This window comes from Comamonas sp. AG1104 (assembly GCF_003350425.1).
Taxonomy (GTDB): Bacteria; Pseudomonadota; Gammaproteobacteria; order Burkholderiales; family Burkholderiaceae_C; genus Comamonas; species Comamonas testosteroni.
On sequence record NZ_QQAS01000005.1, the window covers coordinates 371,462 to 388,993 of the forward strand.

The 17,532-nt window shown below is 60.0% G+C and carries 16 protein-coding genes; 8 read left to right on the top strand and 8 right to left on the bottom strand.

Features of this window, described 5'->3' with window-relative positions; all coding sequences use genetic code 11:
* The first annotated feature begins 167 nt into the window (after positions 1-167).
* Both DFO48_RS16390 and upp read left to right on the top strand, forming a co-directional pair.
* Positions 168-1,142 carry a threo-3-hydroxy-L-aspartate ammonia-lyase gene (locus DFO48_RS16390; protein ID WP_114864261.1) on the top strand — a complete coding sequence of 325 codons (975 nt, stop codon included), beginning with the start codon at positions 168-170 and terminating at the stop codon, positions 1,140-1,142.
* 112 nt (positions 1,143-1,254) lie between these two features.
* The gene (upp, locus tag DFO48_RS16395; RefSeq protein ID WP_003062768.1) at positions 1,255-1,887 is read left to right on the top strand and encodes a uracil phosphoribosyltransferase; all 633 of its coding nucleotides are present in this window, start codon (positions 1,255-1,257) and stop codon (positions 1,885-1,887) included.
* Positions 1,888-2,005: 118 nt separating this feature from the next.
* Here the strand turns inward: upp and DFO48_RS16400 are convergent, their stop codons facing one another.
* Together DFO48_RS16400 and DFO48_RS16405 are read right to left on the bottom strand one after the other, a co-directional pair.
* Positions 2,006-3,109, bottom strand: a complete 1,104-nt coding sequence (locus DFO48_RS16400) for a DUF6817 domain-containing protein (protein WP_114864100.1) — start codon at positions 3,107-3,109, stop codon at positions 2,006-2,008.
* 4 nt (positions 3,110-3,113) lie between these two features.
* On the bottom strand, positions 3,114-3,914 hold the full coding sequence (locus tag DFO48_RS16405) for a MetQ/NlpA family ABC transporter substrate-binding protein (protein ID WP_003075612.1): 801 nt from the start codon (positions 3,912-3,914) through the stop codon (positions 3,114-3,116).
* 292 nt (positions 3,915-4,206) lie between these two features.
* Between DFO48_RS16405 and DFO48_RS16410 the strand changes: the two genes are divergently transcribed.
* Complete coding sequence (locus DFO48_RS16410; protein ID WP_114864101.1) at positions 4,207-4,893, top strand: type 1 glutamine amidotransferase domain-containing protein; 687 nt, start codon at positions 4,207-4,209, stop codon at positions 4,891-4,893.
* Here the strand turns inward: DFO48_RS16410 and DFO48_RS16415 are convergent.
* Entirely contained in the window at positions 4,878-5,327 is a 450-nt protein-coding gene (locus DFO48_RS16415; protein WP_003075610.1) for a MerR family transcriptional regulator, read from the bottom strand. The genes DFO48_RS16410 and DFO48_RS16415 overlap by 16 nt on opposite strands.
* A gap of 270 nt (positions 5,328-5,597) precedes the next feature.
* Between DFO48_RS16415 and DFO48_RS16420 the strand changes: the two genes are divergently transcribed.
* Positions 5,598-5,987 (top strand): hypothetical protein, encoded by a 390-nt coding sequence (locus DFO48_RS16420; RefSeq protein ID WP_003075607.1) that lies wholly within the window; start codon positions 5,598-5,600, stop codon positions 5,985-5,987.
* A gap of 34 nt (positions 5,988-6,021) precedes the next feature.
* Positions 6,022-7,020: a catalase family peroxidase gene (locus tag DFO48_RS16425; protein ID WP_233506423.1), complete on the top strand. Its 999-nt coding sequence runs from the start codon at positions 6,022-6,024 to the stop codon at positions 7,018-7,020.
* Between the two features lie 219 nt (positions 7,021-7,239).
* On the opposite strand, the gene DFO48_RS16430 is transcribed toward DFO48_RS16425, so the two are convergent.
* Together DFO48_RS16430 and DFO48_RS16435 are read right to left on the bottom strand one after the other, a co-directional pair.
* Positions 7,240-7,674 carry a sel1 repeat family protein gene (locus DFO48_RS16430; protein WP_114864103.1) on the bottom strand — a complete coding sequence of 145 codons (435 nt, stop codon included), beginning with the start codon at positions 7,672-7,674 and terminating at the stop codon, positions 7,240-7,242.
* 622 nt (positions 7,675-8,296) lie between these two features.
* Positions 8,297-9,196 carry a LysR family transcriptional regulator gene (locus DFO48_RS16435; protein ID WP_114864104.1) on the bottom strand — a complete coding sequence of 300 codons (900 nt, stop codon included), beginning with the start codon at positions 9,194-9,196 and terminating at the stop codon, positions 8,297-8,299.
* 96 nt (positions 9,197-9,292) lie between these two features.
* Between DFO48_RS16435 and DFO48_RS16440 the strand changes: the two genes are divergently transcribed.
* Entirely contained in the window at positions 9,293-9,784 is a 492-nt protein-coding gene (locus DFO48_RS16440; protein ID WP_114864105.1) for a PACE efflux transporter, read from the top strand.
* A gap of 648 nt (positions 9,785-10,432) precedes the next feature.
* On the opposite strand, the gene DFO48_RS16445 is transcribed toward DFO48_RS16440, so the two are convergent.
* Positions 10,433-11,185 (bottom strand): GntR family transcriptional regulator, encoded by a 753-nt coding sequence (locus tag DFO48_RS16445; protein WP_034348653.1) that lies wholly within the window; start codon positions 11,183-11,185, stop codon positions 10,433-10,435.
* Between the two features lie 344 nt (positions 11,186-11,529).
* Between DFO48_RS16445 and DFO48_RS16450 the strand changes: the two genes are divergently transcribed.
* The gene (locus DFO48_RS16450; RefSeq protein ID WP_114864106.1) at positions 11,530-12,510 is read left to right on the top strand and encodes a tripartite tricarboxylate transporter substrate binding protein; all 981 of its coding nucleotides are present in this window, start codon (positions 11,530-11,532) and stop codon (positions 12,508-12,510) included.
* A 27-nt stretch (positions 12,511-12,537) separates the two neighbouring features.
* Positions 12,538-13,734, top strand: coding sequence for an amidohydrolase family protein (locus tag DFO48_RS16455; protein ID WP_114864107.1), 1,197 nt, complete (start codon positions 12,538-12,540; stop codon positions 13,732-13,734).
* A 169-nt stretch (positions 13,735-13,903) separates the two neighbouring features.
* Here the strand turns inward: DFO48_RS16455 and DFO48_RS16460 are convergent, their stop codons facing one another.
* Both DFO48_RS16460 and DFO48_RS16465 read right to left on the bottom strand, forming a co-directional pair.
* The gene (locus DFO48_RS16460) at positions 13,904-14,929 is read right to left on the bottom strand and encodes a fimbrial protein (RefSeq protein WP_114864108.1); all 1,026 of its coding nucleotides are present in this window, start codon (positions 14,927-14,929) and stop codon (positions 13,904-13,906) included.
* Positions 14,926-17,508, bottom strand: coding sequence for a fimbria/pilus outer membrane usher protein (locus tag DFO48_RS16465; protein ID WP_255413101.1), 2,583 nt, complete (start codon positions 17,506-17,508; stop codon positions 14,926-14,928). Before DFO48_RS16465 ends, DFO48_RS16460 begins: the two co-directional genes overlap by 4 nt.
* Between the last annotated feature and the right edge of the window lie 24 nt (positions 17,509-17,532).

A 17,532-nucleotide genomic window follows, 5' to 3' on the forward strand; every position in this document is an offset into this window, starting at 1 on the left:
CCCTCTCAATAAAGGCCTGCATGCCTTTTCCGCTCGTATTTCTCTATCTTCTCTATGGCCTGCTGGGCGCCATCGACATGTAGCCAAGCGACAACGCAGCGATTCGGGCTGGAGTGGAGCATGCCCCCGTTATCATGGGCTCAGTCACCACCTCAGCCTGTCCTGCCATGAGCACAAACACCGCCCCCCTGCCCACTTATGACGATGTCGTGGCCGCTGCCCAGCGCCTGCAGGGCGTAGCCCACCGCACGCCGGTGCTGACCAGCCGCACCATGGACGAACAGCTGGGCGCGCGCCTGTTCTTCAAATGCGAGAACCTGCAGCGCATAGGCGCTTTCAAGTTTCGCGGTGCCTACAACGCTCTGGCCCAGTTCACACCCGAGCAGCGCAAGGGCGGCGCCCTGGCCTTTTCCTCCGGCAACCATGCCCAGGCCATTGCCCAGGCGGCCCAGTTGCTGGACATGCCCGCCCTGATCGTCATGCCCGAGGATGCGCCGGCCTCCAAGATGGCGGCCACGCGCGGCTATGGCGCCCAGGTCGTCACGTACAACCGCTTCACCGAAGACCGCGAAGCCATCGCCCACAAGCTGGCGACCGAGCGTGGCATGACACTGATCCCGCCTTACAACCACCGCGACGTGATCGCCGGTCAGGGCACGGCGGTCAAGGAATTGCTGGAGGAAGTGCCGGATCTGGACTATCTGCTTGTCTGCCTGGGCGGTGGCGGTCTGCTCTCCGGCAGCCTGCTGGCCGCAAACGCCCTGGCTCCGCAATGCAAGGTAATCGGCGTTGAGCCCGAAGCGGGCAATGATGTGCAGCAGTCGCTGCGCGCCGGCCATATCGTCAAGATCGATACGCCGCGCACCATTGCCGACGGTGCCCAGACCCAGGCAGCGGGCGATCTGACCTTTGCCATCATCCAGCAGCGAGTGAACGAAGTTCTTACCGTTAACGACGAGCAATTGGTCCAGGCCATGCGCTTTTATGCCGAGCGCATGAAAATCGTGGTCGAACCCACGGGATCGCTGTCTCTGGCAGCTGCCATACACGGCGGTTTGCCGCTCAAGGGCAAGCGCGTGGGCATTGTGATCAGCGGCGGCAATGTGGATTTAGAGCGTTTTGCCAGCCTGCTGTCCGAGTGACAGCGAAAATAGCGTCCGTTGCGGCCCTGCCCGCATCCGCCTGATCCCATTTTTTGCAAGCACGAGTCCGCCACAAGCGGGCCTGCCTGCCTTCACCACAAAGACCAAGAACATGAGCACTCTGCATTTGATCGACCACCCTCTGGTCCAGCACAAACTGACACTGATGCGCCGCAAGGAAGCGTCGACCAACAGCTTTCGCCGCATGCTGGGCGAGCTGTCCACGCTGATGGCCTATGAGTTGACACGCGACTTCCCGCTACAGGATGTCGAGATCGAAACCCCCATGGAAAAGACCATGGGCAAGGTCATTGACGGCAAGAAGCTGGCGCTGGTTTCCATTCTGCGTGCCGGCAACGGCTTCCTGGACGGCATGCTCAACGTGGTGCCCGGCGCGCGCATCGGTCACATCGGCCTGTTCCGCGACCCCGAGACCCTCAAGCCAGTCGAGTACTACTACAAGATGCCCGAAAACATGGGCGAGCGCGACGTGATCGTCGTCGACCCCATGCTGGCCACCGGCAACTCGGCCGTGGCTGCCGTGCAGCAGCTCAAGGACAAGAGCGCGCCCAAGTCCATCAAGTTCATGTGCCTGCTGGCCGCCCCCGAAGGCGTGAAGACCATGCAGGCCGCCCACCCCGATGTGGACATCTACACCGCCGCCGTGGACCGCGAGCTGGACAGCCATGGCTACATCCTGCCCGGCCTGGGTGATGCGGGCGACCGTATCTTCGGAACCAAGTAAGCACGGCTGCCTGCCAACAAAAAGCCCCAGGCGCAAAGCCTTGGGGCTTTTTTCATAATCAAAACAGCCTGCAGCGCTTATCCATCAAGCGCTGGCAGCTATCAATTTCAGATCCAGTTCAGATCTGACTCAGCGCCACATTGTTGAGCTTGTCCAGCCTAGCAGGCCAGTTGCCCTGCTCGGCCGACTGCAGCAGGATACGCGTCCAGGCCATCCAGGCGTCCCACTGCACGCGCTTGTCCCAGGCATTGCCCCAGGTGCAAAAGCACTGCAGCGCGCTCTCGGCGGCCCGGGCGGCATCGGTGTTGCGCCCTGCCGTGAGGTAGAGCTGGGCCAGCACCATCTGCGGCTCGCCCACCCAGGGGTTGAGGCTCACAGCCTGCTCCAGCGTGGCGGTGGCTGCATCCAGATCGACCAGCGGCTGATCGAGCTGAATCACCGACCAGTACAGCGCTACGGCCGCAGCCTCGTTGCCAGCGCTCAGCAGCTGGCTGCAGTTCGCAAAAACGGGCGGCAGCGGCAGCAGGGTCTTGAGTGCAGGATGCTGCAGCGCCTGGCCCAGGCCGCTGATCTGGCTGAGCATGCGGCTGCTGGGGCGCATGGGGCCGGGCCACAACGACGCCGCCCAGTGCACGGCCTGCTGACGACTGTGGTCCACAGCCGGGAAGCGCGAGTAGATGTCTTCCTGCCAGCTGAACCACTGCTCCATGCTGTCGGCCATGCTGACAATCGCGAACACAGCCACTTCATAGGCGGTGAGTCTGATGGTCTCGCGCGGCTCGGGGCCGTTGCGCTCCAGCTGCATGCTGCCGTCCGCCGCGATATCGCCGGCCAGCAGCTTTTGCACGAACTGGGTGCGGCTCATGGTGCAGAACAGATAGACCAGATGCTCTGCCTGCTCGCCGATCAGGCGCTTGAGCTGCTCGCGCTCATTGCCGGCATCGAACTTGACCAGATCGACAAAGGCATTGCCGTAGACGCTGTGCAGCAGACCCAGCAGGCGCACGTCCCTGGGTTGCTGCCACAGCGCCAAAGAGCGCGCCACGCCTGCCAGATGGTGGCGAAAAGTGCCGGCCTTGTGCCAATCCTGGCCCACACCGCGCTCCAGCACCACAGGCAGCAGCGGCGCCAGATCGACGTCTCGGCTCAGCCATTCCTCGTCCAGCAAAGTCTTGGCGCGCTCGAACAGCGCCTCATCCAGTTGATTCCAGGGCTGATTCATGCGCTCACCATGCGGTTGTGTAGGCACCCTTGAAGGTCTTTTCCACAAAGGCCTTGACCTCGGGTGACTGGTAGGCCTTCACAAACGCCTGCAAGCCTTTGCTGTTCTCATGGCCGGCACGCGTGACGATAAGCACGGTCACATAAGGCGTGTTCACATCTTCCAGCGCCAGCGAATCTCCCTGGGGGGACAAGCCGGCTGCCACGGCGTAGCTGCTGTTGACAGCCGCGGCATCCAGATCATCAAGGGCGCGGGCCAGTTGGGCGGCTTCGAGCTCGACAAACCTGAGCTTTCTGGGGTTGGCCGTGATGTCCAGCACCGAGGCGCGCGCACCGGCATCGGCCTTGAGCGTGATCAATCCCTGCTTGGCCAGCACCATCAGAGCACGCGAGCCATTGGTGGGGTCGTTGGGAATGCCCACGCGCGCGCCGCTCTTGAGATCGGCCAGCTTCCTGACCTTTCTGGAGTACACACCCATTTGCTGGTTCACGGCCTTGGCCACGGGCACCAGCTTGTAGCCACGGTCCTTGTTCTGGGCATCGAGGAAGGGCTGGTGCTGATAGATGTTGGCGTCGAGATCGCCGGTGGACAGCGCCGCATTGGGCTGGATGAAGTCGCCAAACTCCACCAGCCTGACCTTCAGGCCCTGCCTGGCTGCAACCTGCTTGGCCACTTCGGCAATCTGGGCGTGGGGGCCGGCCGTCACGCCGACGGTCACGGCCAGATCCTGGGCCTGGGCCAGCAATGCGGCAGGTACCAAGGCGGCAACTGCCAGGGCTTTTACGAGAGAACGCTTGTGCACCATGGGCACCTTTCAAGACAAATCCGGGAAACTCAGGTCCGCCAAGCATGTACACGCTCAGGGACAGCAGCCTGAAACTTAACGCATAAAGCAAACCTCAGCAGCCGGGCTGGGGCCCGCCCCCATCACAAAGCGGAATGGCTGGCAGCGCGGCTCGGGAAATGCAATAAAAACCAACCCAATCCCTTACCCATAAATCGATTAAAGCTATCAAAACAGGAATACCTCAAGCACAATGCATGCTTGACATTGAACTGCACTTCAAGCTTAAGTTGGGAGCCACAGGAGACTCCCCATGCCCCGTCGCATTCTTCACGTCGTCAGCAACGTCGCCCATTACGATGACCCTGCCGAGCCTACCGGCCTGTGGCTGTCAGAGCTCAGCCATGCCTGGGAAGTCTTTGCCCAGCGGGGTTACGCGCAGCACCTGGTCAGCCCGCTGGGCGGCCACTCGCCGCTAGAGCCGCGCTCGCTGAAATGGCCGAACCGGGATGCCACGGCCAGGGCATGGCTGGTGGATGCAGCGCGCATGGCCCTGCTCTCCAACACGGCCGCCCCTGATGCCGTGGACGCGCAAGACTTTGATGCCATTTATTTCACCGGCGGCCATGCCGTGATGTGGGACTTTCCATCCTCGCTGGGGCTGCAGCGCATCACGCGCGACATCCATGAGCACGGTGGCGTCGTTGCCTCGGTCTGCCACGGCTATTGCGGTCTGCTCGAAACCCGTCTGTCCGATGGCTCGCTGCTGGTCGCCGGACGCAGGCTGACAGGCTTTTCCTGGCTGGAGGAAAGGCTGGCCGGCGTGGCCGGCAAAGTGCCGTACAACGCCGAAGCGCTGATGCGCCAGCGCGGTGCCCAATATGAGAAAGCCCGGCTGCCCTTTGTCTCCAAGGTGGTGACGGACGGCAGGCTGGTGACGGGGCAAAACCCGCAGTCGGCCCGGGCCACTGCCCTGCAGGTGGCTCAGTTGCTGGGCTGAGCGGGCCAGCCTGTCGCCTCCTCGTCCCGCCCCAGCAAGCGCATTTGCGACAGCACACGCCGTGCGTTGCCGGCGCAGTCCATGTCTTCGGGTCTGGCCTCGATCTGGGCGATCAGCTCGCCCAGTTCGGCACGATTTTGCGTCAGCTGTGCCAGCATCAGATCGATGCTTTGCAGCTTGCGATGCAGCGTGGCCAGCAACTCGTCATGCTGCCAATGCTCCAGATCCTCGGGCAGCAGCTGGCGCAGCTCCTGCAGGCTGAAGCCGGCCCGCTGCGCCGTGGCAATCAGCCTGAGCGCCAGCACCGCCTCTTCGGGATAGCTGCGATAGCCGTTGGCCTGACGCTGGGCAACGCTCAGCAGGCCGATGCGCTCGTAAAAACGAATGCGCGATGCGGCAAGACCTGTGCGCTGGGCGAGTTCTCCGATTTTCATGTACGCCATTCTCGCGCAATCCGCGCTTGACCTTGAACCTGACTTCAAGCTCACGCTTGCATCACTACCGGTCGTTGAGGCCGGCGAAGCCTGTGCTTCAAGGAGTGGAATCGCAGATCCATTCGGGTATCAATGGGCGGATCGCCTTGCGCTGCACTGCGCAGGGCGATTTCTGCCCGGACAGCCTCGGAGGATGAACGGGCAGAGTTTTCAATGGAATAAACAGCGTCCTTGAACTGTTTACAGCAGGTCAACCTCAAGGAGATCTCCATGACCCGTCTCGCTTCCTTCGCCACCCTCACCTCGGTGTTCCTGGCGGCCTGTGCCGTGACAACTGCCGCCCAGGCGCAGACGCCCGCTTCTGCCATGAATGGCGTGCTCGTGGGCCCCAACCAGATGACGCTGTATGTCTTCGACAAAGACGCCGCCGGATCCGGCAAGAGCGTATGCAACGGTGGCTGCGCCACGAACTGGCCGCCTCTGACGGTGGCCCCGGGGGCGACGGCTACCGGCGACTGGAGCTTGGTTGTCCGCGACAACGGTGATCAGCAATGGGCCTACAAGGGCCGTCCTCTCTACTACTGGGCCAAGGATGCCAAGCCCGGAGACAGAACGGGAGATGGATTGCTCAACAACAGCTGGCACATCGCCAAGCCCTGAGAACTCAAGCCTGGATCATCAAGAGGAAGAAACAATGAAGCTCCGAAAAATGAAGCTCGCGCTGAGCTCTGTCATGGTGGTGTCGCCGGTTTTCGCCCTGGCAGCCGAGCAGGAGGTGACGGCACCGCGGGTGGTCCAGGCTCTGGAAGCGACCTTTGGCGTTCATCAGGGAGAGCGCCGCAATCACATCAAGGGGACCTGCGCGGTGGGCGAATTCACCGCTACCGCCGAGGCCGCCAGATACTCGCGCTCTGCACTGTTTTCCGGCCAAGCCGTTCCGGTGATTGCGCGCTTCTCGCTGGCAGGAGGAAACCCCAAGGTTCCAGATGTTGCCCAAAGCGCGCGTGGAATGGCCCTGCAATTCAAGCTCCCAAAGGGACAGTTGCACCAGATGTCCATGTTGAACACCCCCATGTTCGGCGCCGCCCACCCCGGAACGTTTCTGGACCTGACCGAGGCTCAGCGCCCCGATCCAGCCACCGGCAAACCGGATCCGGAGAAGCTCAAAGCATTCAGGGCCTCCCATCCTGACAGCCTGGCTCAGGCGCAATACCTGGCCAGCCACAACCCTCCCGACAGCTACACCCGCAGCGCATTCTTTGGCATTCACACCTTCAAGTTCATCAATGCACAGGACAAGGTGACTCTGGTGCGCTGGCGCTTCGTACCGCAGGAAGGAGAGAAGCCTCTAAGCAACGAGGCGCTGAAGACGGCTGGAACGGACTTTCTGGAAACCGCATTGATTAGCAGCACATCAAATAAACCGGCTCGCTGGGACATGCTGGTGACGGTCGGGCAGCCGGGTGATCCCCAGGACGACCCCACGCAATCATGGCCCGAACAACGACCTGAGTTCAAGGCCGGCACCTTGACGATCACGAGTGCTTCGACTCAGAAAGGAGGCTTGTGCGAGCCGATCAACTTTGATCCGATGGTGATGGCCGACGGCATTGCGCCCACCAATGATCCGGTGCTTCGCTTTCGTTCCCAGGCCTATGCGGTGTCATTTGGCAAGCGCTTGAGTGGTCAATGAACTCCGAGGATCAAGCTCAGTACATTCCTCCTTAGGTTCCAGCAAGGCCAAAGTCAAGCAAGGGTGAACCTGGAAGGCAAGCTACCGGCCGATCTTCGACTGTCGTTGATCGGCCAATAGCAGCCAGTAGCGGCCACACAGTGCCGTGTCCCAGTCGCGTTGGGCATGTGGCACATACTTGAAGATGACGCTGCGATCTGAAAAGGGATCTTGCGCATATCACCCCTTCCACTCGGGTGCGCAGGCCGTCTGGCCACTCGGTGCATTTCGCAGGCGGTTCAGAAAATTCAACTGGCTTCTGGCCGTTTGACTCCCTTTTGCGACAGCTTGCCGCAGCCAGTGAGCTGCCTCGCAGCGATCCGCCTTCACCGCATTACCGTACAAGTTTGGGCCGGCCAGAAGCACCCATGCCAGTGTTTCCTGCGCTTGTGCCTCGCCATCGCGGGCCGCCTGGCGCAGCAACGCGAGCATAGGGGCGTAGTCACCTGCAGTCTGGGCTTCCAAGGCCAGTTGAAATCGCTGTTCTGGGGTGGTTGCCATGTCAAAAGGCAAGGGGGCCGCCTGCGCCAGCGCGCCAGACAGGGTTGCCGCGATGAACAAAGCACGCACTGCATGTCGGGCCGGTGTGGCAATTGAACGGAATTCGAATCGCATTTTTGTCTCCACTTGAACTGAGTGGACCCATCGTCGTAACAATCTCGCTCGCTGAAAATTGGGAATTTTCGAAGACGCCCTCAGGACCACCCAGAGGCTGATTCGAACTGATGTATCGACCCAGCGAAAAGCCTGCACTAGACCGCCCCGAGGTTTTGAGGAGGCTTTAACTCATAAGAAGGTGAATCGGCGGCAGTCCAGTAGCAGATACTGGCTTTGGAGTCGCCGATGCTGATATCGCAATGAAAGACTGCAGGCATTGATCAAGGCGCAGCGAACGACAGCAACGGGTCGGCGGCAGGCTGCTACCGGCCATAAGCTGTCGTTCGGTCGGTAGCCGTGAACGGCAGGTCTAGGCTGGTTGCCGTCATCCCGTTTTGATGGACCGATGACCGCTGCCACCTATAGTTGTCATTAAGCTAGTTGCACGCCGAGTGACTGCTCCGCCGTCAAGTCCGGCTAGACAGCAGAGCTCTCGTGAGGGAGCGACTAGGTTCCGTGGCTTCACGCAGATCAAAGGCTGCTCTCAAGGATCGTGAACAGGCGGTGCCGATCCATTGCAGTCTCTCAATCCTGTGCATGTGATCAGGCAGACGGATTCTCTGTGACCTCTGCCAAATTTTTAGCGATGACTGCGGTGCATCAGTTCAACGAGCTCTTCCGCAGCCCTGCCAAGTGGTCTTCTGCGCAGCCATACCAAGTGCACTGGCAGGGGCACGCCGTTCCGAGTGTTGTCAAACTTCAAGATCCGCAATTTGCCAGTATTGACCGCTGTTTGGATTGCACTTTCAGGCAAGTTTGCCCATCCCGCTCCAGCATGCACCAGATCGATTGCGGTCTCCACGGAGTCCACGTGCCAGCGGTTGTCGGAGATGAGAAGTCGAAGGTCAGTGATGGAGTGGTCGGGGTCTGCCAACACGATCTGGCGGCTGGTGCTTAGCTCTTCCAGCCGTCGTAGGTCTGTGGGCAGTCCCATGGGCAGGCTGGAAGTGTCCACGGCGGCTGACGCCACCGCAACGAAGGTTTCGTTCCCCACTGCGACGCGGGCTTCCTCCCGATCCGATTGGGTGGGGGCAGTCATCAATGCTAGATCGATGCCCTCTTGGTGCAGCATCGTACGCACTCGATCCTGTGGGGCTCGACGCAGATCGATGCGCAGCGAGGGATAGCGGGTCCCTATGTGAGTCACCGCATCCAATAAATCCGTGTCCTTGATACCTGTGGCAACGGCAATAGAAAGAGTGCTTTCCAGGTTTTGAGACAACTGCACGGCGTGAACCTGTAGCAGTCGCAGGCTGCTTGCGATGGTTCGGGCTTGTGGCACCAGGGCCATTGCCTGAGAGGTAGGCACAGCTTCACGGTGAGATCGGTCAAACAAGGGATATCCGAGCTCAGCCTCAATGTTGCCGATGCCCATGCTGACTGCGGAGGGCACCCGATGCAAGGTGCGGGCTGCGCCGGTAAAGGATCCCTGGTCTATCACAGCCAGAAACAGCGAGATGTCATCGCTAGAGAGCGCCATAAATATATGTCAATTTTTCTGAAGGAATCATACTTTTTCCGACAATTTATCTGAAATAAAGTGCCATCACACAACTAAGGAATAGGTATAAATACTATGCAAGGTGCAAAAAGAAAATTGGCATATGTTGTTGGATACGAGATCCTCGGGATGGTAGTGAGCACTTCGGTGATGACACTGATAACAGGTGGCTCACTCTCCGCCACTGGCCCTTTAGCGATCATGATCAGCGTCATTGCGACGGTGTGGAACGTGGCTTACAACCACCTTTTTGAGGCATGGGAAGTACGCCAGGATGACCGCACGCGTACGGTGCGGCGTCGAATCTTGCACGCGGTGGGATTTCAGATCAGTCTGGTCTGCTTCCTCATCCCTCTCATAGCGTGGTGGTTAGAGATCACACTGATTCAGGCCTTCCTGCTTGATCTGGTGTTCATCGTCTATGTCCCCTTCTTTACCTTGGCATACAACTGGGCCTTCGACAGGATCTTCGGGCTCCCTGCATCGGCAGTGAACGATGCCGAGTTGCAAAAAACAGGTGATGAAGGGCAGGTCTGTGCCGCCTCATCTAAGCCATTGCAAGGCTGAAACCAATGGCATCTGAAAGTTTGTGACGTGATAGCGCACACCTGATGCAACTGTTGCCAGTCCTCCGAAGGATCAGGTGTTTGCACTTGGCCCAATAGCTACAGACCATTGGCAATGGCGTGGGTCAATCGGGCAACCTCGTTGAGAGGCTCAGTCATGTCACTGACTAGGCGGGAATTGACCACGTCAGCCCCGTTGCGCAGTTGGAGAACCTGCATCGCATATTGGCGTGCAGCTTCAGCCAGGGAGTCGATAGCAGACTTGGCAATAACGATGCGTGCACGGCATATGCCTTGAATCGACCAACTTTTACGAGATTGTTTGAAGTCTCAAGGGCTATCGAGCATTAGGTATGACTGCTACGCAGCAGAAATTGGCCCATCATGACTTTTGCATGACAGACTGTGGCTACGGCAAGGCAGACATGGGGCTGGCGAAGCTAAAACGACTGCAATGGGTCGCTAGCAGCCCTCGGTGGCTGGCTGCTACCGGCCGTCGCTCAGGGGGTGGCCGCGATCGGTCGGTCCAGGCTGAGAGCCGTCATCAAGTTTTGGCCGCTCAATGACTGCTGATGTCGATACCAGACAGACTTTCGTAACCTTGATGCCTGCGTTGTAGACCTCAACGATTTGCCTGAACTCTTCTCTGCTAGTACCCAGATGTGCCTGAACTACCCGCCAGCAAGACCACCAAATCAACCTCGCGCTCGACCTCCGCACCATCGATCACCCGCTGCTCCAGCTCATCCAAGTGGGTCATGGCCACGGCCAACGCTTTATCGAGTGCACCGCCCAGCAAGGCGTTGATGATCTCCTGGTGCTCACGAGGGGCACATGCTGTCGCAGCCACGCTGTCGAACAAGGCTTTGTACAACTCAGTAGTGGCCACCAAGCGCTGTATGTAAGACAGCAACTCATCGCTGCCCGCCATTTGCGCCAGCACCAGATGGAACTCACCGGCCAGCCGAATAGAGTCTGCTCGGCGCCCTTCCTCCAGCGCCTGGTGTTCCGCCTGCACATGGCGCTGCAGCACCTCCGTCTGCGCGCTGCTCAACTGGCCGCACAGGCTGGTGACCAGACCGGCCTCGACAATGCGCCGTGCACGGTAGATGCTGCGCATTTCCTCAACCGTCGGGTTGGGCACAAAGGCACCACGGTTGTGCTCCAGTATCAGTCGCTTTTCAGCCCCTAAGCGCGCGAACACCTTACGTACGGCACCACGGGTGCAGTCCAGCGCCTCGGCAAGCGCTCGCTCGCGCAAAGGCGTGCCGGGCCGCAGCTTGCCGCTCAGCAACGCCCGCGAGATTGCCTCATAGACGCGCTCGTCCACGCTGCCTATGCCGTCGGCTACAGGCTCTTCGCTGGGGACATTGGGAGCAAGGCGGCGGGAGGAAGCGGACATGGACAACACAAAGACAACAAGCGTGAAATCTTAGCGGCAAGGGCGCCCTGCATTTAAGTCAGGCGGCTAGTCACCGCCAAGTACCAGGGTTTACGCGCAATTCCTGCATGAATATTTGTCAGATCTGAAATTTTGGTCAACCAAAATATAGAATTTGGTTAACCATATTATTTGACCAACCCTGGAAGTACGAGAGACATGCCATGAAACCTGTTTACTGCAGTGTTGCCCTGGCCTTTGACACCCTGCTCTTCATCGTCGTCGCTCTCATCAGTGGATGTTCTTCGTCGCCTGCTCGGCACTTGTCGGCCTGAGGCATTTTTCTGTTCTCTAGAAAGTTATCCATGGCGCAATTTCCCGCTTTTCCTCTCAAAGCCCTGGCGGCCTTGTCGCTTGCTGGTACATCTGCTTTAGCCCACGCCGCATGGCCTGACCGCCCCATCTCCCTGGTGGTGGGCTTCACGGCCGGTGGATCCGCCGACACTCTGGCGCGCACGATCGCCGAGCCGCTGTCCCGCCGCCTGGGCGTGCCGGTGATTGTGGACAACGTGGCCGGCGCTGGCGGCACCATCGCCACCCAGCGTGTGGTGCGAGCCAAACCAGACGGCAACACCATCATCCTGGCGTCTAACAGCGAAATCGTGCTGGCCCGCCATTTCAATAACGCCATTGCCTACGATGGCACCAAGGACCTGCGCCCGGTCACGCTGGTAGGTGTCATGCCCATGGTGCTGGTCGCCGGTCCCAAGGTGCCAGTCACCTCGATCGAGGCCATGCTCGCGCGAGCCAAGACCCAGGCTGGTGCTGACACCTTCGCGTCCTCCGGCATTGGCACGGCCTTGCACATTGCCGGTGAAATGCTGAACCAGCAGGCCAAGGTGTCAATACAGCACGTCCCCTACAAGGGCGCCGTACCCATGCTGACCGACATCATCGGCGGCAATGTGGATTACGGCTACTTCATGGTGCCTTCGGTGCTGGGTTTCCTCAAAGAGGGCAAGGTCAAGCCATTGGGCACCACCTCGAAGACCAACTGCGAAATCCTGAATGGCATCCCCGCCATGTCGGCGAGCAAGGCCCTGCCCAACTATGACTTCGGCGTATGGACCGGCATCTTCGCCCCCAAGGGGGTGGCGGACACTGTGGTGACACGTCTGAACACCGAGATCAATGCAGTGATGCGCGAACCCCAAGTCATCAAAATGCTCGACCAGGCATGCATTGGCCAATCGGGCGGTACGCCCGCTGATTTCGCCAAGCTGATCCTGACAGACGCCCAGAAGATGCGCCAGATCGCAACGCCCGAAATCGGCGCCGTGCGATAGGCTCCATCACCACAGGAAACATTCAACGTGAGCACTTCCAGCCTTTTACTGCAGAACGTTCGCCCCATGGGCAAACCAGCCTGCGACCTGTTAATCGAGCACGGCCGTATCGCGGCCATGGGCATCTCTCTGAACACACCCGAAGGCACTGAGCGCATCGATGGCCTGGGTCAGTTGCTACTGCCCGGCCTGATCGAATCCCACACCCACCTGGACAAAACACTCTGGGGCCAAGATTGGTACGTCAACGAGGTGGGCAACCAGTTGGTCGACAAGATCAACAACGAGCGCGCCTACCGCGCCCAAGCTCAGCACGACAGTGCGAGCCAGTCGCTGCGCATGGCACGCGAGTTTCTCGCGTTAGGCACCACGCGCATCCGCAGTCACGCTGACGTGGATACGGAAATTGGCATCCAGCATGTGGCGGGTCTGCTGCAGACCCGTGCGGACATGGCGCCCTGGCAAGATATTCAGGTGGTGGCTTTCCCGCAATCGGGCCTGCTGCAGCGCAAAGGCACGGCACAGTTGCTAGATGAATCCCTGGCCATGGGGGCCGACGTGCTGGGCGGTCTGGACCCCTGTGCCATCGACCTGGACCCTGCTCAGTCGCTGAACGTGCTGTTCGAGATCGCCGAGCGCCATAACAAGCCGCTCGACATCCACCTGCACGAACCCGGTGACATGGGAGCTTTCTCGCTCAAGCTGATTTTGGACCGCACCGAAGCCCACGGCCTGCAAAACAAGGTGGTTATCAGCCATGGTTTCTGCCTGGGCGATGTGAGTGATGCCCAGTGCAGCGCGCTGCTGGCACGCATGGCCAAGTTGGGAGTCTCGCTGGTCACCAGTGCGCCGCCTTCGCGCATCGTGCCGCCACTGGGCGCTTGCCAGCGCGCTGGCGTGCCAATGGCCGGCGGCAACGACGGCATCCGCGACACCTGGTCGCCTTATGGCCGCCCTGACATGCTGGAACGCGCCATGTTCATTGGCATGCGTTACAACTTGCGCCGCGACGATGAAGTGGAACAAGCCCTGCACTGCGTCACCCATGCAGGTGCCGCAGTCTGTGGCTTTGCCGACTATGGCCTCACACCCGGAAGCCGAGCCGATCTGGTGCTAGTGCCCGCCCAGACGCCCGCCCACGCCGTAGCCGCCCGCCCCGTTCGCTCACTGGTCATCGCCAACGGCCAGATCGTGGCGCGCGAGGGCAAATTGCTGCTGGAGTAACCGCAATAAGAAGCTCTGTACCCACTGACGAACTTCTGTGGAGTCTGCATAAGTGGCGGTATTGAATGCAAATCGCTGGTGGGTTGAGCAGCGAATCGGTGGTGGTTTTGCTATACGAACGCCTGGCAGACTTGATGAGAATACTCACCGCACGGCTCTGACAGAAAAATCACTCGTAGAACAGGGTGAAGAATGCGGTAGTCGACACGAGGCCCGAGCCCATCGCCGAAAGGCTTGGCGCAGTACGGAAATAACGTGCCGTCAACGGAATCTTGACCGGTGTGTTGCCGGAAGATGTCGTGGTGTGGAGAAATTTCGAGCCCAGTTGCAGTTGAGTGGTGCTGCTCAGATCTCCCTTGAAAAGGGCGACACCCACCCCGCTTGCCATACCCTTGCCACTGCTATTGGCTAGAACGTTACCGACACCACCGCCAGCGGAGGTTTGCGTGCCGTCAACCTGGTAGCTGACCTTCACGCCACTGTCGCAGAGCAGGTTGATATTGAAGGCTTTCGCCTTGTCGTTGGCCAGTGGGATGGGTAAGACATCAAAATCAGTCTTGGCGACAGTCGGCAGGCGCACGTCGATAGAGCGGCTGTCGGCATTCACCTCGCAGCCTAGCCCGGTGATTTGCGAGCTACCGATGAGGGAGAGCGTCGTTACAACCAAATGGTTGTAGCTCACTGAGGAAGTCCCACCAATAGTGACTACTCCCGCAGAAACATCGATGTCATCGATCTTGATCAGGCGCACTCGCCAGTTGGTCTTCAACCAGTAGTCCGTTAACTCTGTCACCGGCCAGGCCAGGCTAGGCAGCGGGGTGATTAGGGTTGGGTTGGGGTTGCAAGTGGCCAGTATCTGGTTGCACCAGAACACCGAAACACCGATGCCCGGCACATTGGTGGCGAATACAGAGGGAAAGCCGTTACTGGTATGCCCAGGAACTGCCGCACCGATGCCGCCAGCATGAGCGCCTCTGACACTGCCAACACTGCAACGGACAATGGTTCCAGAAAATCCCTTCCAGCCACTGTCCCACAGCGGGGTTCCGTTGGGGGCGTTACGCGGGATGCTCAAGGTTGACGGCAGGGCCACCGTAGCCTGCACGTTTTGACTGTTCAATACGAAAGTACACGCCTCCTGCGCCAGCGCTGAAGGCCCCCACAACAGGGCAATGATTAAAAGAAAAATTCTCATGATGACACCTCGTGAACTGAGCGCGGCTGGGGCGCACCGACTGGTTTGCTGCACAGCGCCTGTGCCTTGATGAAGGGTGATTCGCGCTTGTGCTCCAGCGATGGCAAGCTGTAACGCACCAGGCACTGGCGATCACTGCTTTGACCCCAACGCACAGTCAGTTGGCCCTGTGGCTCGGTGGCGCGGAAGAAGACTCGACTGCCTTGCCCCACTAGCGTCAAGCTGTTGCCCTTCGCATCGAGCACCTCTGCGCCCAACGGCAGCGCTTGGCGCTGCTCGTTGTGCAGAGTCAGCAACACGGGCTCGCCCGTCACGGTTGGGTAGCTCAGCATCACCACTGCGCCATAACGCGGGGCAACGCTCTGCGAAGTGAGTTGCAACTCGACATCGTCGGCGATGCCCTTCGGGTCGATCGCCACTTCGTTTTGCCGGTACGGCATCAGGCTGGCCACTACGCCGTAACCGCTACCGCCCAATGGGTCTCCGTAGTTGTTGAGCAGCCGTGCCCCCTTGGCGTTCTTTGCTTCGACGATGGCACGCGTTTCACCCTGGCTCTGACTGAAGGTGATGCCCTGAGGATGCGCTACCACACTGCCCGACAAACCCAGGCCTATCTGGCGATAGCCGTCGCCCTCGCTGTAGCTGCCAGACACATTGGTGCTGGCCGCACGGTATTGCACATTACCGCCGCCCGAGTTGCTGGTTTTGCCATCTGCGCGTGAGCGCGAACCATAGACGCCGTAGTTGAACTGGTTGAATTCGCCTAGCGCGCCGGAAACGTTCAGTTGGCTATTCAGGTCGCCCTTGTCCGAATAGGTGCTCGAGCTGCTCAGGTAAGGGGCGCGGCTGGAGCGGCCCAGCGGAAACGACAGCGTGAGCATGTACTGCGTGATTTTCTTGCCGCGATTGGACTCAACGCGACTGGCTGACAAGCTCATACTGCCCCAGCGATAACTGTTGGAGTAGCCGGCCTGGTAACTCGTGTCACTGGACCGGCCAGCCTGCCAGTAACTTTGCGAGGAACCGCTTAGAAAGAGGCTGCCGTAGCCCTTGGCCAAGGGCTGATTGATGTTCAGCTGGAAGCGGCTACGCTGACGACGTGCAGACGTAGCACCGGGATCGCGGGCTCGGGCAAAATCGCCGAAGCTCAGGTAACCCTCGCTGGAGAACCGATACGCCGCCACCGCGAAGTTGGTGCGCGTGCTCTCCAGCAACTTGCTGTAACTCAGGCGAGAACCCAGGCCTCTTGCCGAACTGCTCAAGCCACCACGCTCTTGCAACCCCGAGGCACGGGAGTGGGTGGTATCAAAGGCGAACGCTCCCAGCGATGTACTCAGCGCAATGCCGCCCTGCACCGCCAGGTATTGGTCTGCGATGATGCCGCCGATGTAGCCGGTCCACTTGTTGGAGATGCCGCGTTGGTAAGTGCCCTGGGCGAAGCGTGGCTTGTTCTTGAGCCCGTCATCGCGGTACTTGCCAGCGGTGATGCTGTAGCGTGAAGTGCCCGGTCGCAGCAACTGGGCCACCGAAGCGAAGGGCACGGTGAAGCTGCGTACGCGGCCATCGGCCTCGGTCACTGTCACTTTCAGGTCGCCTGCGTAGCCGGTGTTGTACAAATCGTTGATGACGAAAGGGCCAGGCGCTACGCTGGTTTCGTAGAGCACAGTGCCGCCCTGACGTACAGTCACCCGCGCGTTGCTCTCGGCGGTGCCGCGAATAGCTGGAGCGAAGCCGCGCTGCGAATCGGGCAGCATGCGATCATCCGAGGACAGTTGTACGCCGGTGTACGGCACACTGTCGAAGAGGTCCGATGGCGTGTAGTACTCACCCAGCGTCAGCTGCGACTTAAGGCCGGTCAGGTCCCGCTGCGCATAGCTGCTTACCGCGTCATAGTGGCTGGTCGTTGGGCCGCTGCCACTGCTTTGGCTGTAACTGCCGTTATGGCGCAGTCGCCAGTCGCCGATGTTCAGTCCGACATTGAGGCCGGTGTAGAGCTGGGTACTTTCCTGGCCGCGCCCCTCGTTGCGATAGGCGTTGGCGTTGTAGTCGATAAACCCGGCTGTGACGCCACGATCCCACGCACGCGGATCGACATAACCGCGACTGGGGAGCTTGAGAAACGCCTGCGGAATGGTCAGGTCCAGACGCAGGGTGGCTAGGTCCAGCTCGGCTTGGGCACCCGGTAGTTGCTGGGTGACATCCACACAGTCTGCATCCAGCTCCGCAGCATCTGACACTCGCGCCGCATCCAGTCCCAGGCTTGCCAGCTGATTGCGCTTGAAGCAGTAGCGTGATGCCCGGCCATCCTGAGCATCCTGCACGAGGACGTCCTGCTGCCCGATCCCGTTCTGATTCACGTAAACATCCAGCTGATAGTTACCTGGCGCCACCGGGTTGCCGCGTTCGAAACGCGAGATATCCACCCTGTGGCTCGCTGGACCCTGGAGAAAATCTGGATTGAAGGACGCCTGCTGGGCTCCCGTTTTCGCGAGCACCTGACTGATACCTCCAGTCAAAGCAGCACTCACGATAGCGGCCCGCAATGCGTCACGTAGCGACAAGCGAGCATCGATGAACATGCACCGACGCCGAAATATACAAAT